We start from the raw sequence: 25,984 nt of genomic DNA on the forward strand, positions 1-25,984 counted from the left end.
TCAATAATGTTACTAATTTTTTAATAAAGCACTGATATTTAGTTCAATTGGAGGTTATACCTTTCAACCAAAACCAATAGAGTGAAAACCCAATTCAAAACAATCGTCATCTCTGACGTACATCTGGGCACTAAAGGTTCGAAAGCCAAGGAAATCGCCCGATTCCTAAAGCAGTATAACTGCGAAAACCTCATTCTCAATGGGGATATCATTGACGGCTGGCAACTCAAAAAATCAGGTTCCTGGAAAAGGAAGCACACCCGCTTCTTCAACAGAATCCTGAAAATGATTGAGAACCATAGCACCAAGGTCTATTACTTGCGAGGAAATCATGACGATTTTCTGGATCAGATTCTACCTTTTCAGATGGGTAATCTTTCCATTCAGAAAGACATGATTTACGAAAGTCATGGTAAAAAGTACTTCATAACTCACGGCGACGTATTTGACAGCATTACGACTAATCTACGCTGGATAGCTTATCTGGGTGATATTGGATACACCTTCCTGCTTTGGCTGAATAGCGTGGTCAACCACTACCGCATCAAGCGCGGACTGCCCTACTTCTCACTTTCTCAATATGTGAAAGGCAAAGTAAAATCTGCGGTTTCTTATATCGATCAATATGAGGAAGAGTTGGCGAAAATGGCGAAAGCGAAAGGATGCGATGGAATAATTTGCGGACATATTCACAAACCCGAAAATCGAATAATTGACGGAATTGAATACATGAATTCAGGTGACTGGGTAGAAACTATGAGTGCCCTGGCAGAGGATCATGAAGGAAACTGGCAGTTGATCTATTACAATGAAATCAACTTCAAGGAAGCCAAAGACGACAGCCTTAATCAGTTCTTTATAGGTAGAGCTGAACCTTCGATAATGCCAATGCGTGAGGTTTCTTTTGAAGCACCAAAAGATGATCTAGAGCCACCTGCTTTTACTTCTATTCAATGAAATTCTTGTTTATAGTCCAAGGTGAAGGTCGTGGACATATGACCCAAGCCATAGCTTTCGCAAGTCTGCTCAAAAAACAAGGGCATGAATTAACTGGAGTAATTGTAGGAAAAAGCAAGCGCAGAGCTATTCCAGATTTTTTCATCAGAGAAATTTCTGCTCCGATTCATTTGGTAGAAAGTCCGAATTTTGCCTGCGACAAAGCTGAAAAGAAGATTTTGATTGGGAAGACAATCCGTCAAAATCTTGCTAAAGCTTCTACTTTTTGGCGAAGCCTAAAGGAAATTCATGAGGTAGTTCAGAGGGAGCAACCTGATATCATCCTGAATTTTTATGATTTACTGGGAGGCATTTACAATGGGATTTTTAGACCAGAAGCACAATATTGGGTAATTGGTCACCAGTATTTGATTTACCACCCCGAATTCCAATTTGCTCCAGCTGCTGGTTTGAACAAGTTCTTTTTCAAGTTCAATACTCGCCTGACAGCTTTAGGAGCTTCCGAGAAATTAGCTCTTTCTTTCTACGAATTAGAATCTACAAATGAAATCAGAGTAGTCCCACCTTTGCTCAGAGAAGAAGTCAAAAACTTAACTCCAACTTCAGGTGACTTCTATCTCACTTACATGGTTAATTCTGGCTATGGAGCGGAAGTTTTAGCTTTTGCGAAAGCAAATCCACAACTGAACATCCGTGCTTATTGGGATAAAAAAGATGCTGCTGAAACCGAGCAGCCCTTACCAAACCTGAGTTTCCATAGAGTTCATGATAAGAACTTTCTTCGCGATATGGCCGCATGCAAAGGACTAGTCAGCACAGCTGGATTTGAATCAATTTGCGAAGCCATGTATCTAGGAAAGCCAGTGATGGTGATCCCTGTGGATGGGCAATACGAACAAGCCTGTAATGCGCTGGACACGGTTAACTCAGGAGCCGGGATTGCTTCGGACAACTTTGATTTTGCCAAGCTTGAGCATGCCATTCAATCACGAGAAATATCGGAGAATTCTTTCCAAGATTGGGTAAGCACCTGGCCAAATACATTCCAGCAGATCATACCTGAAACAAAAATGACTGAACCAGATTTTATTCTGACTCAGTCATTTTCATAATGCGCTAAATAATATTAGCAATTATTTAAAGCTCTTTGCTCAGGAGTGAGCTCAGAGACAGCTTTGAATACATTCTTTCCGTTTTCCTCTACGCGGTAGTAAGGGAAGTTGACCATTTTGACTTGTCTACGCTCAGGAGCACCCATATTCAGGAATGTAATTTGAAGCTCATTGTACATTAGAAACAAAGTATTTCGCTCCTCCATGGATAAGGAAGCATCGTTTCTACCTTTATTACGCATCAATTCATATTGGTAAGAGACCTTTTTGTAGGACTCTAAAAGTTCTGCAGGAGTAGGTGGAGGAGGTGGTGGACCCACTATACTAAGCTCTTCAGCAGTTAGATCCTTCCCCTTTTTGTAATAAACTTCTCCTTTGGATGTCAATTTAAGGTAAGGAACATAAGGTACCACTGCGCGCCTGACCTTTGGCTTGTCATGGAATGCAACCTGGAAGTACATACTTCTGAGTTCAGAATACATTTCGGTTAACTTCTCTTGCTCAGCTTTGCTTCTGTTTACAAAGTGCGGAGCTTGCTTTCGAAGCTTTTCGTAGGCTGCATAGGCATCTATGTATGATTCAAGATCATTCTTTACTTGTGCTGCTTTTACTCCCGGAGGCCATTTGTCTGCAGTTTCTTCTTTCTGTTCGGCGACAGGATTCTTATCATTTTTCACCCAAGCATTTCTTCTAGAAATTTCATTTTTAGATAGGTTGAGATAAAGCGTATCTTCTTTGGTTAATGGATCTGTAAAGCCAGATTCTCCTCCGTAATATTTATCAAAGCCTTTCTGATTATATAAATACACCTGATGCTCCTTTAGATTTTTATTGGATCGAGCAGCGCCACTATAGTAATAAACAATGTCATTACTTTTCATTTGATTCAATTTATCATTTGAAATCACTGTACCGTTTAGCCAAAGAGCAAAGGTTTCAGGATTCTTCCACGACTCAAATTGTTCAACTGTTGGGATAGATTTCTTAGTGGGAGGTGGGGGTAACACCAAAATCTTCTTTTCTTGATCGGAAAGCATTTGATAGGTCTTCTCTAGTAATTCCCCGGATTCATGTACGACAAAAAATGAAGCATTTCTATAATGCTTTTCAACCTTTTCAATTAGTTCGGCTGAAAATTTAGGTAATTGATCTTGGTTTTCCACCCTTTTCTCAGCTACTTCTCCATTTTTATTTTCTTGATGATCAGAACCATAATAATAAATTCTGCGGATATCCAAATCTCTTAACATCGCCTGAAAATCACTCAATTGACCCATCGAAGCTTTAGGATTAGTAATCAAATTAATAGTCAGATTATTTTTAACTGGTTTTGTTTTTTCTATTAGGTCCTTTACTTCCTCAATAGTATATACTTCATCTTTTGATTTATAAACCCCATTTGGTTTCAATTCAAATGTTAGGTCAAAATCAACTTCTTCATCATTTGAGGCATTTACGTAAACCTCACCTATAATTTCGCTATCCACTTGAGCCGCTACTCTTTCACTGAAAAAGTAAACCAACGCCCCTAGCACCGGAACCAAAGCAATCACTTTGATCCAATTATTTAAATTCTTTGATTTTCTCTTCATCATTTCAAATCGTTTTTTGGTTAATGAAAAATTCAAGCTGCTTGCCAATCCATATTTTTGCTCGGAGAGCATCATAGAGAGAAGCTGCGATTCATATTTCTCCAGAGGAGTGCTTCGCAAAGCCACTTCATCGGCAATAAATTCGTGATTGAGTTTGATCGTTGCTTTTGCCCAATACAATCCAGGATGAAACCAAAGCGGCACCATTAACGCCTCAATAAACAAAATATCCCAGCTGTGCTTTTGCTCGATGTGCGTACGTTCGTGAGCGAATACAGCATCGGTAAATTTCCCATTTTCCAGATCTGATTCTGCCACGAAAATGTACTTGAGAAAGGAAAATGGAAGTGATTCTTCTTTCAATAAAACCAAGGTCTGACCACGGTAATTGATCTTAATATTCCGCTGGATTTTATTCACCAGCACCTTGATATTTCTGGCGAACCGGAAGAAGAAAACAAGCGAAATCAGTCCATAAAGCCCAAGGAGAAGGTACTCCCAATTAAACTGAGATTCCGGAACTGCCGTAAACACCTGCTCCAGATTAGAATCCTGACTCGCCGCCTCAAAGTAAACTGGTTCAGAAATCACTTCGGTTGGATCCGTAACTATTTCCTGAGGAACTTCAATCGTATAGAGTGGAATAAGAAAGGACCCAACCACCGAAAAAAGCAGAAAGAACCGGTTGAATCTATGTAATACTTCCCGCTGCAATAGCACCCTGTGAACTAGCAGCAACAAAAGCAAACAGGCTATGGATTTGAGTAAGTAAACTATCATTTTTTCTGGTTTAGCTGGTCTTCGATTATACTCTTAAGATTTAACAACTCCTCTTCGGAGAGCTCCGTCTTTTTGGTAAAGAAAGACGCAAACTGTGCTGGTGAATCATTAAAGAAATTCTTAATCAAGCCCTTCAGATGCTTTGAAAAATAACTTTCTTTTGTGACCAAAGGGAAATATTCCCGCAACTTCCCATTAGCCTCATAACCCACAAAATCCTTGTCTCGCATACGCTTCAAAAGCGTAGAGATAGTCGTAGAAGCAGGCTTAGGCTCAGGATAGGAATCCATCAGGTCTTTCATAAATGCTCGTTTCAGCCTCCACAAATGATTCATCAGTTCTTCTTCAGCGCGGGATAGTTTCATTACCTTTATGTTAAATTTACTCTACAAATGTAGAACAATAATTTTCATCTACAAGTGTAGAGTAAAATTTTAAAAGTTAATTTCTGTGAAAAGCCGTTTTGCCAAAATAATCTCACAGTAGAATACCCTATAAAATCATTTCTCAGAGTCGAAATTTCTTAATTAAAGAATATTCAACATTTGAATGAAAAAGGGGTTTAATTAAAAATTCAAAAAAATAGCAGGGCTATTCATTAACGGATCTTTGTTTATCAAGCTATAATTAATAGAATTTGATAATTTCGAAGATTGCCCTTTAGAGAGAATTACATGTCAGCTGAAAATATACGATTACAAGAAGATAGAGACTTTACCAAACATTGGAAAAAATGGGGACCATACCTCACTGAAAGACAATGGGGAACTGTCAGGGAAGATTATAGCCCAGATGGTTCTGCTTGGGAAAACGTTACCCACGATGATGCTAGAAGTAAGGCATATCGCTGGGGAGAAGAAGGGATTGGCGGTATTTCTGATCACAAGCAGAAGTTTTGTTTGGCTTGGGCTTTTTGGAACGGCAAAGACCCTTTCTTAAAAGAACGCCTATTTGGATTAACGGGAAATCAAGGCAATCATGGTGAGGATGTAAAAGAGATCTATTACTACTTAGACTCTACCCCTACGCATAGCTACATGAAGATGCTTTATAAGTATCCTCAAGCAGAGTTTCCTTACCAGGATCTATTGGAAGAAAATAGTAAGAGAAGCAAACTAGATCCCGAATACGAGTTGATAGATACCGGGATATTTGATGAGGATAAATACTTTGACATTTTCATAGAGTATGCAAAGCAGGACATTGAAGACATCATTGCTGTAGCTACTATCCATAATCGTGGTCCTGAGGAAGCTAAAATCTGGGTGATGCCAACTCTTTGGTTTCGTAAGACTTGGTTCACGGGGCATGAACCTTTTATGCCCAAGCTTACCAAAACAGGGGATAACACGATCAAAGCCTACAATCCAAAGTCGGGGAACTACTCCATCACATTTGATGGGAATCCGAATCTAAAATTCTGTGATAACGAGACCAACCGGGAGAGAATCTACCACATTGGGAATGAAAAGAAATTCCTAAAAGACGCTATAAACGATTTCGTAGTTCAAGGTGATTCCAGCCACATCAACCCTGCCGATCAGGGCACAAAAGCTGCGGCAATCTATGAGATTACTATTCCTGCTGGAGAAAGCAGACAAGTAAAACTCAGGCTTCAGCATCAGGTGGAAGAGAATCCCCTAGAAATCTGTGATACTTGTCTAGACCAACGTAAAAAAGAAGCGGATGAATTCTATGAAGCACTTCAGGAACGAGTTACCGACGAGGATTTAGTAAATATCCAACGCCAGGCCTATGCAGGCATGATGTGGTCCAAGCAATTTTATTACTATGATGTGGAGCGTTGGCTGGAAGGAGATCCAGGTAGATATGTTCCTCCAGTTATTAGGAAAAAAGGAAGAAATAGTAACTGGCGACACTTGCAGAATTATGATATCATTTCCATGCCTGATAAATGGGAATATCCTTGGTATGCCGCATGGGACCTAGCATTTCACTGCATTCCGATTGCGCGGATAGACCCGGAATTTGCAAAGGATCAGCTGCTACTTCTGCTTAATGAATGGTACATGCATCCAAATGGTCAGATTCCTGCTTATGAGTGGAACTTCTCCGATGTCAACCCACCCGTGCATGCTTATGCGGTACAGCGGGTGTATCAGATTGACAAAAAAGCAAATAATGGCGTAGGTGACCAAGAATTTCTTGAAAGAGCACTTCACAAGTTGATGCTCAATTTCACCTGGTGGGTCAATCAAAAAGATAGTGATGGCAAAAACATCTTTGAAGGTGGATTCCTTGGTTTGGATAACATTTCGGTATTCGATAGAAGTCACGCTCAAAAGTATCATGGCAAGCTAGAACAGGCTGATGCCACCTCTTGGATGGCGATGTTCTCTCTGAACTTACTTCGCATATCTCTCGATCTCTGTGAATTCAATACAGTGTATCAATTCACTGCTACCAAATTCCTGGAGCACTTTCTTTATATCGCAGGAGCAATGAGCGATATTTCGGATGAGCATATCTCGCTTTGGGATGATGAGGACAACTTTTTTTACGACGTATTCCATATCCCTGGAAAAGAACCTCGTAAAATGAAAGTCCGCTCCATTGTAGGTTTAATTCCTCTTTTCGCAGTGGAACCTATTCGGGAAGATCTCTTTGCGAAACTTCCTGAATTCAAGAAGCGGCTGGATTTTTTCCTCCGGGAAAAACCAAAATTAGCAGCCTTAGTATCTAGCTGGATTCAACCTGGATACGATAAGCGTAGATTATTCTCACTCCTTCGTGGACACAGAATGAAAAGTGTATTGCAAAAAATGTTGGATTCAGATGAATTCTTAAGTGAATACGGCATAAGATCGCTCTCCAAATACCATGAGAAGAATCCATACTCAATGAAAATAGGAGGAGAAACGCTGTCGGTGAAATATACTCCAGGAGAATCCGACACTGTTATGTTTGGCGGAAATTCCAACTGGCGAGGACCGATCTGGTTTCCGATCAACTTCCTCCTTATAGAATCGCTAAAGAAATTTGACTTCTACTATGGAGGGGATTTTTCTATAGAATATCCTACCGGATCAGGTAAGTACATGACAATGGATATTATCGCAAAGGAGCTTTCTCTCCGCTGCATGAAAATCTTCATGAAGGATGAAAATGGTATTCGGCCAGTATTTGGAGCTAGTAATAAAAAATACCAAGAAGATCCACACTTCAAGGATTACATACTCTTCTATGAGTATTTCCACGGAGATAGCGGAGCAGGATTGGGAGCTTCCCACCAGACCGGCTGGACTGGCCTGGTCGCCGAGATGATTCACAAGTTTTATAAAATCAGAGAAGATCAGCATCATGATTCTAAAACCCTTTTTAGAAGCTAATCGGTTAGAAGCGGGATGTGATGAGGTCGGGCGGGGTTGCCTCGCAGGACCTGTGGTGGCTGCAGCAGTGATTTTGCCAGAAGATTACTCCAATCAATGGATCAATGATTCGAAAAAACTGGGTAAAAGACAGCGGGAAGATCTGATTGAGGAAATCAAGAACAAAGCCTTGGCTTGGGAAATTGCAGAAGCCTCTGTTGCCGAAATCGATAAGATCAATATTCTTAATGCTTCTTTTCTGGCGATGAGTCGGGCTGTTCAAGGTTTAAAAGTGCAACCGGATCATTTGCTAATCGATGGAAATCGCTGGAAATCTAAATTGACTATCCCTCACACATGCGTGATCAAAGGGGATGGAAAATTTGTTAGCATTGCGGCAGCTTCTATTCTTGCTAAGGTATATCGAGATAAATTCATGGAGAACTTGGCAGAAGAGTTTCCTCATTATGCCTGGGAGCGAAATGCAGGCTACCCTACCAAAGCTCATAGAGCTGGAATCGAAGAGTTCGGGGATTGTATTTGGCATAGAAAAAGTTTTACGCTCCTTAAGAAGCAAATTGCCTTAGATCTCTAATAACAAAGTCAAATTCTGAACTTATCTTTTTAAATCGGAGATCTTTCAAAGGCTAACTATTAAAAAACCGAAAAATGAACTGGATACTATTAATTATCGGAGGCTTATTTGAAGTTGGTTTTGCTTCTTGTCTTGGGAAGGCCAAATATGCAACTGGATTGGCGGTTTACGGCTGGTATGGCGGTTTTTTGGTCTGCCTCACAATCAGTATGCTTCTTTTGATCAAAGCAACTCAAACACTGCCGATCGGAACTGCTTATGCAGTTTGGACTGGAATCGGCGCAGTAGGAACGGTATTGGTTGGGATTTTTGTCTTCAAAGAATCAGCAGAATTCTGGCGTGTGTTTTTTCTCGCAACGCTAATTGGATCCATTATAGGCTTGAAATTCGTGTCCGCTTAGCTGTTTTAAGAAGGAATATTATCCAACTTATCCTCTTCTATTTCAGACTTTATTATTTCTTTTTCGCTTCCATCAGTAAGTATTTCTGACAACTCCATTCCAGCCAACATCTTTGAAGTGCCTGTTCCCATACCCATCACAGTACGCATAGCATCTTGGGTAGTCACACTCAAAAAAGTAATGAGTTCTCTCGGTACATGGTAAATGTTGCCATTCGTTGGGTTTGGAGCAGTAGGAACGAATACTGTATAAAGTTTTTCATCAATCTGATCAGTTATAAAGCCAGTCATCATAGTGCCTGATCGAAAAGGATCCAAGAGTACCACCTCTGAAAAAGGAAGCTTTTTCAAGCCTACAAATTGATAAACTGTTTGATGAATTAAATTATAAAGAGGGAGTTTAGTGAGGTATTTTCTCTCAAAGCGATTGAAGTAAACCTTGCCAACCTTATTTCTAACAAGAAGACCTATAAAAAACACGAAAGCGCTAAGAATCACCAGCGAAAGCACATTGATTATCCAATGTGGTTCAGCTGCTCCAGGATCTAGGGCCGCGCTGAGCGGTGCAACTACTCCAAAAATAAAATTGAATACAATCGATAGCAGAATAAGAATAATAGTAAGCGGAAGTAGGATTAAAAAACCTTGAATCAAACTATCAAGGATTACTCCTCTTCCAGTTTTTTCTTCTGCTATTAATGGAGTATGTGGATCTGATTTCATAGGTTCTAAAGAAAAATTTCAATGGCTTCACGACTCTTCACGAACCGCAAAACCATTGGTTAATTGTTTGAAATTGTCTCTTTGCAGAGAGCTTAAGGTTTTTTCACTAGATGCATAATCAAGGAGATGACTAGCAAGATCAGGAAAATGTAAAAGATGATTTGAGCGATAGAAGCTGCACCAGCCGCTATTCCTCCAAATCCTAAAACAGCAGCAATCAAAGCGATTACTAAGAAAATTAATATCCAGCGTAACATAGTTTTTAGTGGTTTATGGTTCGTTGAAATTTAATTCAAAATCGTACCAAGCAGCCAAACTGACTATTAAAGGTGATTTTGAGCTAATTCATGTAGCCTCCTATAATCCTTACGGGGAATAATAACCCCAAAACCAGCAACTTACCATCGGAAATGCACATCGAAAACAGCCGCTACTTTTTTCAATTCCTAACGACCTTATAGGAAATTATTTTTTACACTAGAACATCTAGGACAAAAAAAAGCTGTTAGAAAATCTAACAGCTTTTTTAATAATGGTGATTATTAACTACTTTTTTATTTTATTTTTTCAAAAACCAACTTCCCAGAACCAGGATTAGTGCTTATCGGCTCTAGAACCATTTTTTCGCTACTAAATTCTACAATTTTGGCTTTTCTGATTTCTTTTCCAGTTTGAATAGTCAGCACATCCTCGCTACTGATTTCAACTTTTGCCTGTTTTTGAACGATTTCTTGGCGGACATAGTCCGTGTATTTTAAACTGTCTCCAGGTACAAATTCATAGATAGTATTTTCAAGCCTATTATTGATTTTGTATTCCATCCCAGCTCTCATAGCTGGCGTTGCATTCTGATACTCCTGTGAGTTTCTCATTTGATCCATAGCATCGAAATGTACCAATTGCCAAGTACCAATCAGCTGTTCAAATTTGACTTGGCTGGCTTGTAATACAATTGCGAGTAATAGCGTAGGGATAATGGAAAGATGCATGGTATGAACACGGCAATTATTTTGCCAGAAAAAGGGCAAACTTCCTAATTATTCCTTTCTAGCCAGAAATCGAGGCTTACTGAACTAAGTTGCCATTCAAAAAAGGTAACCACTCCTCTGCTTGGCGTTCGGCATATTCTGATAAAAAATAAGCTAAAGAAGGTTTAAATGGCTTTTTAATTATAGTGAGCCCAACCTGCTCGGGACTTTTATCACCTTTGAGCACATTGCATCGGTGGCAAGCTGTGGTCAAATTGGTCCAGTTAGATTTTCCTCCTTTGGAACGAGGAACCACATGATCTATAGTCAGCTGCCTTTTACTTCCACAATATTGACACGCTCCACGGTCTCTTCTAAACAGATTGACGCGATTCAGGAGTACGCCACGATATGGGATATTTTTATAGTGATTGAGACAGATCACTGCAGGGTATGCAAAACTGCGGCTGACTGTCCTGATTTGAAGCAAATCATAAACCGATAAGCAGTTTGCCTTTTCCAAGAGTAAAAGGACGATGGCTTTTTGCGGAGATACTACCGCAACGGGAGAATGATCTAAATTCAATACCAATACCCGCTTTTCCATAGTTTAATTTATAATTGACCGAGTTTCTAGCTCCACCTGTTTATCCTTGCTGCTCCGTAGATGGGCTTCCCATTCACTCAGGTCCGATACTTTTATTCGATTGTCCATCCAAAATACTTCTTCAGCTCCAAGATACAAGGCATAGTTGACTTGCTTCTTTTCTAACTCCTTGAAAATAAATAAATCACCCGGCAAAACGAGCTCGGGGTCAATTTTTCTACCTGGAATTTTTCCTGACTTCCATGAATAGCCGGCAATGTTAAAGATCAGTTCAAAACCTTGTCGCTCATCCAATCCAAAAATACTTCTCCCACCTGCTTGGTACGGTGCATTCACATACTTCACGGCTACATCAATTAATTGGGATCTATCAGCTTTTATCGCATGGCTGCGAACAGAGCCAGTAAAACCAATATGGTCCTGCCAATTGAAAAGCTCTAAGTCTGAGAAATGGAGCCTGCTGCCCGGAAGTAAATAGAGATTGGAGCCTAGATATTCAATGGCTGCAATTGGACTGGTGACTACCTGAAAGTCCGCATTGAGGAATTTGTAATAGTCTGCTGCCGGAATTTCCTTGATCGTATGGGTGGTAATCCAGCCTTCCAGCCCAGTATCCTCATGCAAAATCTTGAACCATTGCTGATCGGAAGTCATCGCTATCGTCTGATAGCATTCACCAAAAAGTAACTGTGTGACCAATGCGGAATCAAATGTAGGCCTGCGGTAAAGAGGAAGAATTGTTTGCCTGCAGATCCCAAAAGCATCAATCAAAGGCCATTCGCTGGATTTCTCTTTTTGCATCTTTTTCCTTCAGGTCCTGTCGTTTGTCGTGAGATTTTTTACCTCGGCCTAGGGCAATTTCCATTTTCGCCATTCCTCGGTCGTTGATAAATATACGAACTGGAATGATAGTCAGCCCTTTTTCCTGTGACTTAGTTTCGAGTTTTTCCAGTTCTTTTTTATTCAAAAGCAACTTTCTATCTCGGATAGCCACATGATTATAACTCGCTGCCATAGAATATGGAGCAATATGCATCTGACGTACATAAAGCTCCCCATCCAAGAATATACAAAACGCCTCGGTAAGGGATACTTTCCCTTCCCTAATAGACTTAATTTCGGTGCCCTTCAAGACCATTCCAGCTACGTAGGTATCTACAAATTCAAACTGAAAACTTGCCTTTCTGTTTTTTATATTGATGACTTTGTCAAACTTATTATCCTTAGCCATGCTTAGATTTTCATTTTTGCGAGAGGAGTAACATCCATAGATGAAAATTCTCCTTTCAGGTATTTATAATGTGCTGCCATGGCAATCATGGCTGCGTTGTCTGTACAATATTCGAATTTTGGAATGTACAAGTTCCAGCCTTTTTGCGTGGCGAACTGAGTCAAGGTATCTCTCAAGCCTGAGTTGGCTGATACTCCCCCAGCAATTGCTACTTCCTTCACCCCATACTGCTTCACCGCCGCTTTCAGCTTTATCAAGAGCATTTCTACCAATGAATATTGTATGCTGGCACAAAGATCGGCCAGGTTTTCTTCAATGAACTTAGGATTTTCTTTTAACTGATCCCGAAGAAAATATAAAACTGCAGTCTTTATTCCACTGAAGGAATAATTCAATTCCGGCATTCTGGTGATAGGAAATTGAAAAGCTTTAGGGTTTCCTTCCTTGGCATATTTGTCAATAAGTGGACCTCCTGGATAAGGCAATCCTAACAGCTTGGCAGTTTTATCAAAAGCCTCTCCTACTGCATCATCCTGCGTCTCTCCTATCACTTCCATTTCTAAGTGACTTTTCACCAAAACCAACTGAGTATGTCCTCCACTTACTGTCAGGCAGATAAATGGAAAGTTTGGTTTTGGATCCTCGATAAAATGAGCCAAAATATGCGCATTCATATGATTCACTTCGATGAGGGGGATTTTCTTTGCAAAGGCAAATGCTTTAGCGAAGCTTACTCCCACCAATAGTGACCCCATGAGACCAGGACCCCTGGTGAAAGCTACTGCTGAAAGTTGATCCTTAGAAATTCCTGAGGATAAAATGGCCTCCTGAACCACTGGAATAAGATTTTCCTGATGAGCACGCGAAGCAAGCTCCGGAACTACTCCCCCATATTTTTCGTGAACTGATTGTGTGGCGACAATATTATTAAGTACTTTGCCGTCAGCTATAACAGCCGCAGAGGTCTCGTCACACGAGGATTCAATTGCTAGAATAAAGATATCGTTGGTACCCATTGGAAAAGAACGCGAAAGTTAAGGATTTTTTGCACAAAGCGTTTCGGGTAATACTTTGGATCGTCTTTTCATCAGTCATGTTTTTTATCGTATTGGCCCTGAGTTTACAGATCACTTGGGTTCAAAATAAGGTAATAAACACTGTAACAGGCATTCTGAATAATAATTCAGATTTCCACACAGAGATCGGTCAAATCAGGCTTACTTGGTGGGATGCACTCGAACTAGACGACGTTATCATCCGCGATCACCGGGATAGTTTGATGATTGGTGCCAAAAAAATCAATGCAGATTTCGAGTTTCTTTCCTTAATTCCTCCAGGAATCACAACCATCAATGCTGTACGGATGGAGACTGCTCAACTCCACCTACTGACCCATGAAGGTGATTCAGACATGAACATCAATCTTTGGGTGGAAGAACTTTCAACTATATTTAGTTCGAGCAGCTCTAGTTCGGGACCCACTCAGTTTAAGATCAATACAGTAGAGCTTAGAAATTCCCAAATATTTATTGTCAATGAAATAACCGACGCGATCACAAAAGGTCTGGATTACAATAGACTACGCTTTTCTGATATCACCTTAAATGCTTCGAACTTTTACTTGGAAGGTCCTCAGATTGGAGCTGACATTAAAATGCTAACAGGTACAGAATTGACTTCGGGTTTTGAGATCATGGAACTCAAAACCAATATGAAATATGGTCCGGAATTCATGGAGTTTGATAGGCTAAGCCTAAAGTCAATAAATAGTCATATCAAAAACTTCCTCCGATTTGAATACGCCACCCCAGCAGCATTTTCCAATTTTGAAGAGGAGGTAGTCATCATTACTAACTTGGATGAGACCAAGCTAGACTTGGGAGATTTAAAACTTTTCGCTCCATCCCTTCCTGATATTGATGATGAAATCTATCTATCCGGGAAAGTATCTGGACCTGTGTCTGATCTTAGATCAGAAGAATTCCTGATTCGGCTTGGGGAAAAAACAGCCATTTTCGGATCATTTAGACTAGATGGGTTACCAGACCTAGAGGATACTTATATCAACTTATCACTTAAGAATTCCACGATTTTGGCAAGAGATTTAGCCCCTTACTTGCCTTCCAATATTGCCAAAGAAATCAATAAGTTCAATACAGTGCGGCTCACAGCTGATTTTGCGGGTTATTTACACCGCTTTGATACAAACGGTGATTTTAAAACTTCAATTGGTGACATTACTGGTAGGGTGAGTTTTGATAGGGCTGATGGGCTACCAACGACCGTTTCTAATATAACCACCCAAAATCTAGACCTGGGAATCATTGCTGAAGACAGGGAATTATTTCAAAAAGTAAGCCTCAAAGGACGTATAACCACAACTGGTAGTTCCATAGCTGACTTGCTACTGGATGTGGATGCTGATGTCAGCAAATTCGGGTTCAAAAACTACCAATACACCAACATCAAGACGGACGCTACCTATGGGAAGGATCTTTTCAGAGGCAACCTGGCGGTAAAGGACCCGAACTTCAAAATCATTGCAAACGGTGAGGTAAATCTTAGAGAATCTACTGATTCTGTTAGGATGAGTTTACAAATTGATACTGCATTTCTAGATCGATTGAATTTGACTGAAAAGGCAACGTTCATTAGCGGAAATCTGGATATTGATGTAAAAGGAATAGAACTGGATGACATCCAGGGCATTGCACGGTTCAGAAACATTAAAGTCGGCTATGAAGATAGATTTTTGGACGTGGGAAGCTTCAATTTCCAATCTCTTTTCGCCGGAGGCACTCGAACCATGTCCGTTAATTCAGATTACCTAGTCGCGGCTGCCTCCGGTCAGTTTAATCTGGAGCAAATGGGTCGAGATTTGGACATTCTTTTAAGCCAGTACATAGCCATCATTCTAAATGAGGAGCAGCCCATGGCAGATCTTGAGCGCAATTTCTCTGAGATTTACAACCTCGATCTTAACCTTCGGTTGATCAATATCAACCCAATTGTTCAGCTTTTGGAGCCTGATTTGAGTGTTTCTAAAAACATGGTACTAGAGGGTGCTTTCTATCAAACAGCGGAGAATACTGTCTTTAACTTTTTTACCAGCATAGATACCCTGAAGTATAAAGGAAACTCTGCTCAAAACATTAACATAGATTTTAACACCTCAAAAATCATCAATAGCCCGGACATTCTAGCCTCCTTTTATGTCTATTCAAAAACTCAATTGCTTGGTAAATCCATACAGTTTACAAATTTTGGATTTGAAGCTATTTGGGATCAAAATGAAATGGATATTGATCTCACCCTAGACCAGGATTCTACGCAAAGTGCCGCAAGAGTCAATGCAGTAGCCAAATTTTCCAGCCTGAATACACAGCTGGCTTTTGAGCCATCTTCATTGAAAGTACTTGATCGGGAATGGAAATTTGATTCCCTGAACCTAATCACAATTACGCCAGGATTAATTCAAGTTGACAGCCTCAAGTTATTTAATGAAAACCAGTCTATTTCTCTACAAGGCATCATAAGTGACAGGGTTGAGGATAGATTGAATTTATTGGTCAACCATGTGAATATTGATCTACTAAACACGCTATTCCCGCAGGACTTCGACGGTACAGCAAATGGTCTTATATCTTTTGAGAAACTTTTAGACAATCCATTGATGCAAGGTGAATTAAGTCTGAATGACTTCGCCATCAATCAGTTTCCAATAGGTGATATGGCTGCAAAAGCCAACCTGGATCTAGAGCGATTACAAGTTTCACTGACTAATGTTAATGAAGGAAAAGAAACGATAAACCTGGCAGGGTATATTCTCACAGAAAATCAAGAACTGAATATGCAGGCTTCATTAAATGAAGCTAGCTTGGTGATTCTTGAGCCATTTTTATCCAATTATCTATCTGGTATGGGAGGCAGTATTTCCGGTAAATTAGACCTGGGAGGAACTATGGCTTCACCAAAAGTAGAAGGCACAGGAAGATTGAACAATGGCAGACTAACGGTAAACTATCTTAAAACCACCTATTTACTCAACGGAAATATCCTTTTTAGACCTAATCAGATCAGCCTTCAGCAGGTTTCTATGAGAGATCTCTTTGGCAATCAAGCCACTCTCACCGGGGGCATAAATCATCAAGGCTTTAATAACATCCGATTGGACATCAGAGCCAACCTCAACAACCTTCAGGTGATGAATACCACGGATAGGGACAATGAGACTTTTTACGGAACAGCCTACGTCTCGGGAACGCTTGAAGCTGTTGGTACTATTACAAATCTAGATATCAATGCACGAGCTACCAGTCAGCCAAATACTAGAATTTATATCCCCTTGACCAGCAGTAACACTCAGGCTCAGGAGGATTTTATTAACATGATCAATATTCAGGATACTGTTCGGATTCAGCAAATCGCTGAGGAGATCAATAGATTGGAAATAGAAAACGTACGAATGAATTTCGTGCTTGACATCACCCCTGACGCCTACACTGAGATAATAATCGACCCTCGAACGGAAGAAGGAATATCCGGACGAGGACGAGGAGTTTTGACAATGAATGTTGATACGCAGGGGAACTTCACGTTGAATGGCACCTACGAAATCACTGAGGGAATGTATAATTTCTCCCTTTATAATGTCGTGAAAAAGCAATTCAGTATCAAACCTGGAGGAAGGATCACCTGGTACGGAGATCCATACAGCGGAATTATGGATATCTCTGCCGAATACACGGAAAGTGTGTCTCTACAGCCTCTCGTACTAAGTTCGGTGACGCAATCCAACCAAAGTTCTGCGGCAAGCAGAAGATATCCAGTCAAAGTCTTGTTGAATCTGGATGGTGAATTACTCTCCCCTGACATCAGCTTTGGATTTGACTTTACCGAATTCCCATCCAGTGGTGAAACGCAAACTACTATTTCTTCTTTCCAGAATAAGATTGCCAATGATGAGCAGGAAATGAACCGACAGGTTTTCTCTGTTATCATGACGAGATCATTTTCCCCAGAAGGTCAATTTTCAGGTGTTTCCAATATTTCATCAAGTTTGGGGCAATTACTTTCTTCCCAACTCAACAGCTTTTTGGGTCAGGTTGACAAAAATCTAGAAGTAGATTTGGACGTGGCTAGCCTGGATCAAAATGCATTGGAAACTTTCCAACTTAGCGTAGCATATACTTTCCTAGATGGACGCCTCCGTGTGTCTAGAGATGGTGGCTTCACCAATAATCAGGGGAACGCCAGTGCTTCATCCATCATAGGAGATTGGCAGGCAGAATACATGCTCACCGAAGATGGGGTGTACCGAATCAGGATTTTCAACAGAAACAACTTCAATACATTTACCTCGCTTTCTCTTTCCAAAAACGTATCTACTTATGGTGTTGCCGTATCCCAAAGCGTATCTTTTAATTCCTTTTCGGAGTTATTCAGCAAAATCACAAGAAAGAAAAAAGAGAAATTGATCATCAACGATCAGGATGATTTTTTGCGCTATCAATTTGAAAATAAGACGGAATGGGAAAAAATTGAACTTGATAATATAGAAGAAAGGCTCGATTCGTTGAATCAGGAAAGAAGGATTAAGCTATTGAAAGAAGGAGTACTTTAAACAATTGCTCCTTATAAGAGATTAATTGAATAAAAGACAGATGAAAAAAGTAAGCATTTTTTGGTTTAGAAGGGACCTCAGGTTAGAAGATAACCACGGATTATTTCAAGCCCTCAGTGAGAGTGAAAACGTCTTGCCACTTTTCATTTTTGATAAAAACATACTTGATAAATTAGATAACAAGGCTGACGCGAGGGTAGAATTCATCCATGATCAGATCAGCAAAATCCATGATGATTTATCTAAAAAAGGTTCTTCCCTACTAGTCAAACACGGAGATCCTGAGAGCATTTACAAAGAGCTGCTTCAGGAATATGATATCCAATCAGTCCACACAAATCGTGACTATGAGCCCTATGCAAAAAGTCGGGATGAGAAAGTTGCTAGGATTCTAAATCAGAAAGACATTTCTTTCCACCAATACAAGGACCAACTGATTTTCGAACCGGGAGAAATCCTGAATGGATCAGGGGAATTCTACAAGGTCTTCACTCCTTTTAGCAAAGTCTGGCTGAGTAAACTCAGTCCCAAAATGCTTGAAGGGTACAAACCCATGCATTGGAAAAACCTTTTTCAGACCCCGGCTTTGGAGCTTCCGACTTTGAAGGAAATAGGTTTTGAAAAAAGTGATATCTCCATTCCATCAAAAACTGCAGATGAAGAAATCATCTCCCACTACAACGAAACACGTGATTTCCCAGCCAAAAACGGGACCTCGAGACTAGGAATTCATCTTCGCTTTGGCACCATATCAATCAGACAGCTAGCGCAAAAAGCCAAGGAACTCAATGCTACTTATCTGAATGAATTGATCTGGAGGGAGTTTTATATGATGATTTTGGCTTATAACCCTCAAGTAGTTGACAAAGCATTCAAACCCGCCTATGATCAGATTCCTTGGAGAAACAATGAGGAGGAATTTGCTGCTTGGTGCAAAGGAATGACGGGCTACCCAATCGTGGATGCGGGCATGAGAGAACTCAATGCCACTGGCTACATGCATAATCGAGTTCGTATGGTTGTGGCTTCCTTTCTCACCAAACACTTGTTAATAGATTGGCGATGGGGAGAAGCCTATTTTGCAGAAAAACTACTTGACTTTGAATTGGCCTCCAACAATGGTGGCTGGCAATGGGCTGCAGGTACCGGCACAGATGCGCAACCCTACTTCCGTGTCTTCAATCCAAGTTCACAGCAGGAGAAATTTGACAAAAACTGGAAGTACATCAAAAAGTGGATTCCTGAAATAAACTCAGATAAGTACCCAAAACCGATAGTAGATCATAAATTTGCAAGGCAACGTGCAATAGACACCTACAAATCAGCCCTGAATCAATGAATATCGGAGACCGAGTAAGACTACTACATGGAAACGAAGAAGGAATCATCCGCAAAATTTCTTCTAGTGGAAGAATGCAGATAGAAATAGAGGATGGATTTATCATTCCAGCCCTGAAATCAGAATTGGTTCTTATTCACGAAAGCGAAAAACAGCATTTTGGAGAGAAGCCTGTAGAAGAGAAAGAAATCGATACTCCCCTACCTATCTCTGGCCCAAAAGATCAGGGACTTTATCTTGCTTTCCTTCCTATCAATGACCAAAATCTCAGTCTGTATTTGATCAATGACAGCCGTCAGCCTTATTTGGCTCATGCTTCGGAAGTGTTTGGCTCTAACCAACGAACCTTACTTGCCGCCACTTTGAATCCTGGCGAAGCGAAGAAATTTGATGATAGGCTTTTAAAGGAAATGGACGAGTGGCCAGCATTTTTGCTTCGCTTTATTCCTCTTCATAATACTTTGGAGAAAGCAATTCCCGCCTTTGAGCGACAGCTAAAAATGAAGCCAACTCAGTTTTTCAAACACCTGAGCAAGGCACCTCGACTGGATAAAACAGCATACATTTTTGGGCTGGAGCAGACTACAAAAGAGCTGGATATCCGTGCCCTAAATCAAGAACTTGGAGAAATCACACCTAAATCTGAAACTCCAAAAGCTGTAAAACCGTCCCGATCAATTGATTTGCATATAGAAAAGCTAGCGACGGACCCAAAGGGCATGAGTAATTCCGAAATGCTTCGAGTGCAATTGGAGACTTTTGATAGAAACCTGGATCAGGCTATCGCTTCGGGAATGGACGAAATTACCTTCATCCACGGCATAGGAAATGGCGTGCTTCGCAAAGAAATTCACAAGCGATTGAGTCAACATCAAAATATTAAGTACTTTCAGGATACGCAAAAAGATCAGTGGGGCTATGGAGCTACCTTGGTCAGAATCTCCTAATCTATGCAGGCAAAGGTATCCCCTGTCTTTCAGCTTTTCGAAACTCAACACCAAGAAGCTAAAGCACTTTTCTTGGTTTTGGGAAAGCAGATCAAATCCAAGAAAGCCATAGAACTCCTAGGGAAGATGGACTTTATGGAGCTTTATGCAGATTTGATGGCCAAGGTTCATTTTGATATTGAAGGTCTGAATTTTAATATTTTTTCGGATTTCAAGCAGATGAAGAGAAGTCTCAGAAAGATCCATCATTTCAAACTGGCAGAAAAAAGCCTCAATGATCGGGAGCTGAAACTGGGGATAAAATTCAATGGCTACAGAATTCATCTGGATAAATACAAAAAGCAGATTTACACAGAAGCTTTTGATCTAATAGTGGGTAGCACGCTGAAAAGCTGGGATGATTTTCACGACAAGGCCCTAAAAGCCAGCAGGGGCATCAAACCACTGACCGTAAACACAGCTGTCAATCAAATCATCCAGGAAGAGTTGGAGTTTTTTCAACAGGATAAAAAAGGCCCTATGGACAGTAAGGCTCTGAAAGATACCTTCGAAGGATTGCGTACGATCATCATGCTGGAGAACTTGCTGATCCACTTGGGATTCAATCCGATTTTTATAACCTCCATACACGAGGAAATCGCTGCCCTAAAAGACAACTTAAAGCCTTGGTATTCCAACCAACTTTCCCTGCAATCCCTTACCTATTTCCTAAGAGATAAGCCCGAAGCAGGAAAAAAATATCTGGACTGGCTCAAAGAACTCAAAGAACAGAAAATCAACCTTGCCTCCCAAGCCGAGAAACAAGCCCATGGGTTATTTGAGAAGATATTGAGGTGAGTGGTGATGATACATCAAACTGTTAGTTTGTTATTGATAAGCATATTAACATTCCGATTTTAATGGATAAACTACTCTACAAACCGAAAATTGTAGGAATACTGGCAATTGTATTCAATTTAATCCCAACATTTTGGACTTATTTTATCGTCATATCCATCCCTTTAATTATTGGTGGGTTAATCTTCCAATTTGTTAAGTCTAGTAAAAACCTTTATTACGAAATCCCATCCGCTATCTTACTTATTGGATCATTAATGGGACTAATCTTAACAGTAGTGTCAATTTTTGAAATATTTCAATACTAATTAAAAAGAGCTTTTGCCAAATAGAAAATCAAAAGACAAAACCATTTTCAGTGAATTAGCAGAATGAAAAAATCGAATGTTGATTTATATGATCCCGAATTCAGCAGTTCCAAATTCAGGATTTCGAAAATCATTACTTAACAGCACGTATAAGAAAAGTAAATTATACACGTGTAAAATTTTCTTGTTAAATTTGAAAAAAACGGCTTATGAATACCAAACTCACCTTAACCATAGAACAAGATGTAATTCAAAAAGCTAAGGAATACGCAAAAGAGAAGAACCGAAGCCTTTCTGATATCATTGAAAACTACCTAAAAAGCCTCACTCAGGAAAATAAAGAAGAGGATAAACCAAAGCTGACTCCTATTGTCAAATCGCTAAAGGGATCTTTTAAAATGCCTGAGAATTTTGATTACAAAGTAGAATTGAAAAAAGCCCTGGAAGAAAAGCATTTGTAAATGGATAAAGTACTCATTGACTCGGATGTGATTCTGGATTTTTTCTTTGACCGAGAACCATTTGCTCAATTTGCCACAGAGATTTTTCTTCGCTGTGAGTCAAAGCAACTAATTGGCTATACCACTCCTGTCATCATTTCTAACGTCTATTACATACTGAGCAGAACAGCCAAATACGAGGTAATTATAGAAAAACTGAAGCAACTTTTAAGTATTATTGAGATCACCACGATGAATAAGGAAGTTGTCCTAGCAGCTTTAAACTCTGAATTCAAAGATTTTGAAGATGCTCTGCAAAATTGCGCAGCACTAAATCAAGGTGAAATATCAGTTATCCTTACTCGAAATTTAAAGGATTATAAGAAAAGTGATCTGGCCATATTGTCCCCTGAAATGTATCTGAAGAAGTAGCCTGATTTCTACTTTATTAGGGTAAAATCCGGATTGCAGAAACTCTAGGTTTATATGGGTACCTAGGGCATGTTAGGCAACTTATGACACTGTGATGCCCTGAGAATTTCCATAAAATCACGATATATTAGTCTGGAAATCAACTAACCCATTTTTAGGATGAAAATCATCTCAACCAACATAGGAAAGCCTACCACCTTTATATGGAACGGTAAAGAAGAAACTACTGGTATTTATAAAAAACCAACAGGCCAGCCTATCTATTTGACCAAAAACGATGTCATAAACGATGAGGTCTCCAATAGACTAAATCATGGCGGATATTACAAAGCCTGCTACATTTTTTCTGCAGAGCAGTATCCTTATTGGAAGGCTTTGTATCCAGATCTGGATTGGTCGTGGGGCATGTTTGGGGAGAACCTGACTGTTTCAGGATTTGATGAAAATGAAGTTTACCTAGGCGATATTTATAAGGTTGGCGAAACCTTAGTCATGGTTTCCCAATACCGCGAACCCTGCTATAAATTCGGACATAAGTTCGGAACACAGCATGTAATCAAGCAATTTATCCAACATGGCTTTGGCGGTACTTATCTGAGTATTTTGGAAGAAGGATATGTGGACATTGATGATGAATTCATTTTGATGGAACGACCAGAGAAAAGCCTTTCCGTTTCTAATCTATTCCAATTGGTATTTGCAAAAGAAAAAAATCAGGAGCTTTTGAAAATCGCAGCCAGTAGTAAGGCGATCCCTCCAAAAAAGCGGTTTTTCTTAAGCTCATTTATTGGTTCCAATCCCTAGAAAAGAATCAAAACGCCGACAACCTGTCTAGCGGAATTACTTGATCAAAAGGCAGAAATCATAAATGGATACTTTTTCAAAAACACTGAATAATCGAATCAAACTCATTATTTCACCCCGCATAAAACCGAAATATCCCTTAGCTTAGACCTTTCTAATCACCTATCAAACCTATGGATACCTCACACAAAACCTCATTCCAGTTTATCAGCGAACCTTCGGACATCAATTTCGGGGGAAAAGTACATGGAGGTGTAGTGATGAAATGGATAGATCAGGCGGCTTACACCTGCGCCAGAACTTGGTCAGAAAGTTATTGCGTAACAGTATATGTCGGCGGTATCAGATTTTACAAGCCTATCAACATCGGTGATGTGATCAAAGTGGAGTGTGCCGTAATCTACACTGGAAGCTCCAGCATCCACATCATGGTGGAAGTATATTCCAGAGACTTTGGTCACAAAGAGTTTGAGAAAAAGACGCATTGTATTATCATATTCGTATCCGTAGATGAAAATGGCAATCCGAAAAAGGTAAAGCCTTGGATTCCGCAAACCGATCAAGAGAAAAAACTGGAGGAATATGCCACTCGTTTGAAATCTCTCCGTGAAAATATTCACAACGAAATGAAGCCATTTTTTAATGAGTGATAAACTTTCCCAAAGTTTGGAACTTTGGGAAAGTTTCAGGCAATCCATCAATTATTCTCAATTTCACTTGTCATCTCCAAGCTGTTTCCTTCTTTGATTTTTTGAAGAAATAAATCCTCTACATAAAACTGCCAATCAGAAAACTTGATCGCCTGATTCGCCAAATGCACGTGGTGATCCTGGTCAAGAATGTAATCGTCAGGTTTGTTCAGCTCTCTGGTTTTACCATAAACAGCTTCCAGTTCTGCCAGCTGCTCCTTCCATTCATTTTCAAGATTGAGTAGTTTCTTTTTGGCAGCATCTCTTTCTTCATCAGTCTTGGCCAAATCCCATTCTGCAAGAAGAAGTAGAGACTTATTGGTGAATTGCGCAACTTTAGCCACTTGCTCATAAACATCAAGTCTGTAGGCATTTCTCAGCGCTGCTTCTTTTGAGGCAGATATTGTATTCAGAACCGACTCTATCACCTGCTGATTTTCGGTTGCTTTTGCCAGCTTCTCAGCATTTGCTTCTGCCCAAGCGCCAGGCTTTCCTGCCTCAGGCAAAGCCAAAACAGCATCTTGCATAGGATTTCCCATCATTCTTAGGCGGTTTCTATCTTTATCGTCAAGCAGGGCATTTTTCCAAAAAGCCACTGGACCCTCGAGTTCATTAATAAATGCAAAGTCTTCGGAGGCCAGCTCGGCGCCAAAGGTTCGTTGGCGGTAGGCTGCATGCAATTCACCTGAAGTTCTCTTCTGTCCAGACCAAGTGTATTCGGCAAAAACCGCAATCCCTCTTTGATACAATTCGAAGTGAGGAGAATCATCATCCCAAAGTGTTAAAAGCAAACCCTCCGCTTTATTTTCAATTGAGATCAAGGCGAAATCCCGAATATTCGCCGTATTGCTTTCTTCTAGTGGCATCAGGTTCCAGCGGGTTTGACCAGCAGTCGCTCCCATCACTTGGAAGCCGTGATCGGTAAACCACTTCATAGCGCGATTGTTCCCGATAGTCTCCGGCATGCTGTAATTCCAGCGCATATACACACAGTTTTTTGGAAACATGTCCACATAAGTATTAAGATTAGGCTCGTTTGCAGACCAAATGCTATCTACTTGCGCCTCAGAAAGATTTCTATTAAATATAGAATTGTACACACCTGCATTTTTCAGAGGCATATCATCCCAGAAAATCGGAGTCAAGCCCTTGTTTTCCGCGTATTCACTCACCCTATTCAGCCAAGTCAACTGCAACTCAAGCGGGGATTTCCCACTTCCTCTTCCTGTAGTATGAACCTCGTCTCCTCCTACATGAAGGTATTGCGCATGAGGAAAAGCTTCAAGCGCATCGGAATACAAATCAAACTGCACTTCATAGGTTCGATCGTCCAGTGGATTGAATGCCCAATCACTTTCAGGATCATCCCGTAGATCTTTATATTCCTCATGCTTTAGAATGAATGATGCATGTCCCAGACCCTGAACCAAAGGAGAAATCCGGATATTTCTAGCCATGGCATGATCACTCAGATTTTTCCATTCTGCGATGGACCATGCATCTGATGAACCTACTTTGGGTTGTTTTTCGAAAGCCAGCTTATCTTCTATCTCCAGAATTATCCCATTGATTTTCTGTTCGGCCAATTCATCCATCAATTCATAGTAATACTCCTTCTTTTCCAGGTGATGCTTGACGTCAAGGTGCACAGCACGATAGTTAAGCGCTGGTTCGTCTTTTATAGAAATCAGGGGCAATGCCGCCTCCTGATCCAAGGCATCTTGCACCAATTGACCCAGTGTGATTAATCCGTACCAAAGTCCAACTTTGGTCGCCGCTTTGATTTCGACGTGTGCCTCAGTAATCTCCAGCGTGTAGGCCTCAGGTTTCAATCCTGAAGTGGTCTCTAAACTTAGGGAAACTTCACTTGTGCCTGCGAGCGATTTACCCGCAATGAAATCTGATTTAGCTTGTTTGACAATGGCCTCAATTACAGTAGCAGAAACTGAAGAAATACCAGTTATTTCCATCGAAGCAGGGCTTGGCAATATCATATAGCTTCCAGCTTTTTTCGGGGCTGAATTGCAGGAAGCTACCAGTATGAGAAAGAGCAGCAGGTTAAAAACTGATAATTTACGCATGTAAAAGAGGTTTTGATGGGTGTTTGAAATTTGATTTAGCTAAAATACCAAATATTAAAAGGCAAGTACGCCACTCAACAAACAATTAGAAAGCTAATAAAGCATGAGGCTTTATTATTCCCTTTTTTTGCCTAATTTTTAGGTTGAAGCCAGTAGCAACACGTGGTACTAGTTTTTTTCAAACCCAACC

23 protein-coding genes are annotated in these 25,984 nt (G+C 40.3%); 13 read left to right on the forward strand and 10 right to left on the reverse strand.

Translation table 11 applies throughout. From position 1 onward, the window contains the following. The first annotated feature begins 81 nt into the window (after positions 1-81). Both ACPUEN_RS08845 and ACPUEN_RS08850 read left to right on the forward strand, forming a co-directional pair. Positions 82-957, forward strand: a complete 876-nt coding sequence (locus ACPUEN_RS08845) for a UDP-2,3-diacylglucosamine diphosphatase (RefSeq protein WP_425639809.1) — start codon at positions 82-84, stop codon at positions 955-957. Further along, positions 954-2,069: a glycosyltransferase family protein gene (locus tag ACPUEN_RS08850; protein ID WP_425639811.1), complete on the forward strand. Its 1,116-nt coding sequence runs from the start codon at positions 954-956 to the stop codon at positions 2,067-2,069. The genes ACPUEN_RS08845 and ACPUEN_RS08850 overlap by 4 nt, the downstream gene beginning before the upstream one ends. A gap of 14 nt (positions 2,070-2,083) precedes the next feature. Here ACPUEN_RS08850 and ACPUEN_RS08855 read toward each other — a convergent pair whose 3' ends face one another. Together ACPUEN_RS08855 and ACPUEN_RS08860 are read right to left on the reverse strand one after the other, a co-directional pair. After that, the gene (locus ACPUEN_RS08855) at positions 2,084-4,441 is read right to left on the reverse strand and encodes a M56 family metallopeptidase (RefSeq protein ID WP_425639813.1); all 2,358 of its coding nucleotides are present in this window, start codon (positions 4,439-4,441) and stop codon (positions 2,084-2,086) included. Next, positions 4,438-4,806, reverse strand: a complete 369-nt coding sequence (locus tag ACPUEN_RS08860; RefSeq protein ID WP_425639815.1) for a BlaI/MecI/CopY family transcriptional regulator — start codon at positions 4,804-4,806, stop codon at positions 4,438-4,440. Before ACPUEN_RS08860 ends, ACPUEN_RS08855 begins: the two co-directional genes overlap by 4 nt. A 309-nt stretch (positions 4,807-5,115) precedes the next feature. On the opposite strand from ACPUEN_RS08860, the gene ACPUEN_RS08865 reads away from it, so the two are divergent. From ACPUEN_RS08865 to ACPUEN_RS08875, 3 genes are all read left to right on the forward strand, one after another. Then, positions 5,116-7,791, forward strand: coding sequence for an MGH1-like glycoside hydrolase domain-containing protein (locus tag ACPUEN_RS08865; protein ID WP_425639817.1), 2,676 nt, complete (start codon positions 5,116-5,118; stop codon positions 7,789-7,791). Further along, positions 7,763-8,365: a ribonuclease HII gene (locus ACPUEN_RS08870; RefSeq protein ID WP_425639819.1), complete on the forward strand. Its 603-nt coding sequence runs from the start codon at positions 7,763-7,765 to the stop codon at positions 8,363-8,365. The genes ACPUEN_RS08865 and ACPUEN_RS08870 overlap by 29 nt, the downstream gene beginning before the upstream one ends. 74 nt (positions 8,366-8,439) lie before the next feature. Beyond that, positions 8,440-8,766 carry a DMT family transporter gene (locus ACPUEN_RS08875; protein ID WP_425639821.1) on the forward strand — a complete coding sequence of 109 codons (327 nt, stop codon included), beginning with the start codon at positions 8,440-8,442 and terminating at the stop codon, positions 8,764-8,766. Positions 8,767-8,771: 5 nt separating this feature from the next. On the opposite strand, the gene ACPUEN_RS08880 is transcribed toward ACPUEN_RS08875, so the two are convergent. The 7 genes from ACPUEN_RS08880 to tsaD all read right to left on the reverse strand — a co-directional run bounded on the left by ACPUEN_RS08880 (position 8,772) and on the right by tsaD (position 13,310). Continuing rightward, on the reverse strand, positions 8,772-9,488 hold the full coding sequence (locus tag ACPUEN_RS08880) for a DUF502 domain-containing protein (RefSeq protein WP_425639823.1): 717 nt from the start codon (positions 9,486-9,488) through the stop codon (positions 8,772-8,774). A gap of 92 nt (positions 9,489-9,580) precedes the next feature. Then, a complete protein-coding gene (locus ACPUEN_RS08885) occupies positions 9,581-9,745 on the reverse strand; it encodes a DUF1328 domain-containing protein (protein ID WP_425639825.1) in 165 nt (54 codons plus the stop codon). Positions 9,746-10,042: 297 nt separating this feature from the next. Further along, on the reverse strand, positions 10,043-10,477 hold the full coding sequence (locus tag ACPUEN_RS08890) for a hypothetical protein (protein WP_425639826.1): 435 nt from the start codon (positions 10,475-10,477) through the stop codon (positions 10,043-10,045). Positions 10,478-10,553: 76 nt separating this feature from the next. Next, positions 10,554-11,063: an HNH endonuclease gene (locus tag ACPUEN_RS08895; protein ID WP_111611735.1), complete on the reverse strand. Its 510-nt coding sequence runs from the start codon at positions 11,061-11,063 to the stop codon at positions 10,554-10,556. A gap of 3 nt (positions 11,064-11,066) precedes the next feature. Then, complete coding sequence (locus tag ACPUEN_RS08900) at positions 11,067-11,864, reverse strand: hypothetical protein (protein ID WP_425639828.1); 798 nt, start codon at positions 11,862-11,864, stop codon at positions 11,067-11,069. Beyond that, entirely contained in the window at positions 11,827-12,294 is a 468-nt protein-coding gene (smpB, locus tag ACPUEN_RS08905) for an SsrA-binding protein SmpB (RefSeq protein ID WP_425639829.1), read from the reverse strand. Before smpB ends, ACPUEN_RS08900 begins: the two co-directional genes overlap by 38 nt. A 2-nt stretch (positions 12,295-12,296) precedes the next feature. Next, complete coding sequence (gene tsaD / locus ACPUEN_RS08910; RefSeq protein ID WP_425639831.1) at positions 12,297-13,310, reverse strand: tRNA (adenosine(37)-N6)-threonylcarbamoyltransferase complex transferase subunit TsaD; 1,014 nt, start codon at positions 13,308-13,310, stop codon at positions 12,297-12,299. Positions 13,311-13,387: 77 nt separating this feature from the next. On the opposite strand from tsaD, the gene ACPUEN_RS08915 reads away from it, so the two are divergent. The 8 genes from ACPUEN_RS08915 to ACPUEN_RS08950 all read left to right on the forward strand — a co-directional run bounded on the left by ACPUEN_RS08915 (position 13,388) and on the right by ACPUEN_RS08950 (position 23,674). After that, a complete protein-coding gene (locus ACPUEN_RS08915) occupies positions 13,388-17,917 on the forward strand; it encodes a translocation/assembly module TamB domain-containing protein (protein WP_425639833.1) in 4,530 nt (1,509 codons plus the stop codon). A gap of 40 nt (positions 17,918-17,957) precedes the next feature. Further along, a complete protein-coding gene (locus tag ACPUEN_RS08920; protein ID WP_425639835.1) occupies positions 17,958-19,256 on the forward strand; it encodes a cryptochrome/photolyase family protein in 1,299 nt (432 codons plus the stop codon). Next, positions 19,253-20,203: a Smr/MutS family protein gene (locus ACPUEN_RS08925; RefSeq protein ID WP_425639837.1), complete on the forward strand. Its 951-nt coding sequence runs from the start codon at positions 19,253-19,255 to the stop codon at positions 20,201-20,203. Before ACPUEN_RS08920 ends, ACPUEN_RS08925 begins: the two co-directional genes overlap by 4 nt. A gap of 3 nt (positions 20,204-20,206) precedes the next feature. Beyond that, positions 20,207-21,040 carry a hypothetical protein gene (locus tag ACPUEN_RS08930; protein WP_425639839.1) on the forward strand — a complete coding sequence of 278 codons (834 nt, stop codon included), beginning with the start codon at positions 20,207-20,209 and terminating at the stop codon, positions 21,038-21,040. 517 nt (positions 21,041-21,557) lie between these two features. Then, positions 21,558-21,809: a DUF6364 family protein gene (locus ACPUEN_RS08935; RefSeq protein WP_425639841.1), complete on the forward strand. Its 252-nt coding sequence runs from the start codon at positions 21,558-21,560 to the stop codon at positions 21,807-21,809. Beyond that, positions 21,810-22,220, forward strand: coding sequence for a type II toxin-antitoxin system VapC family toxin (locus tag ACPUEN_RS08940; RefSeq protein ID WP_425639843.1), 411 nt, complete (start codon positions 21,810-21,812; stop codon positions 22,218-22,220). 159 nt (positions 22,221-22,379) lie between these two features. Next, on the forward strand, positions 22,380-23,024 hold the full coding sequence (locus ACPUEN_RS08945) for an MOSC domain-containing protein (protein ID WP_425639845.1): 645 nt from the start codon (positions 22,380-22,382) through the stop codon (positions 23,022-23,024). Between the two features lie 173 nt (positions 23,025-23,197). Further along, complete coding sequence (locus ACPUEN_RS08950; RefSeq protein ID WP_111611726.1) at positions 23,198-23,674, forward strand: acyl-CoA thioesterase; 477 nt, start codon at positions 23,198-23,200, stop codon at positions 23,672-23,674. A 47-nt stretch (positions 23,675-23,721) separates the two neighbouring features. On the opposite strand, the gene ACPUEN_RS08955 is transcribed toward ACPUEN_RS08950, so the two are convergent. After that, the gene (locus tag ACPUEN_RS08955; protein WP_425639847.1) at positions 23,722-25,794 is read right to left on the reverse strand and encodes a beta-N-acetylhexosaminidase; all 2,073 of its coding nucleotides are present in this window, start codon (positions 25,792-25,794) and stop codon (positions 23,722-23,724) included. Between the last annotated feature and the right edge of the window lie 190 nt (positions 25,795-25,984).

It is taken from the genome of Algoriphagus yeomjeoni, from assembly GCF_049821175.1.
Classification (GTDB): Bacteria; Bacteroidota; Bacteroidia; order Cytophagales; family Cyclobacteriaceae; genus Algoriphagus; species Algoriphagus yeomjeoni_A.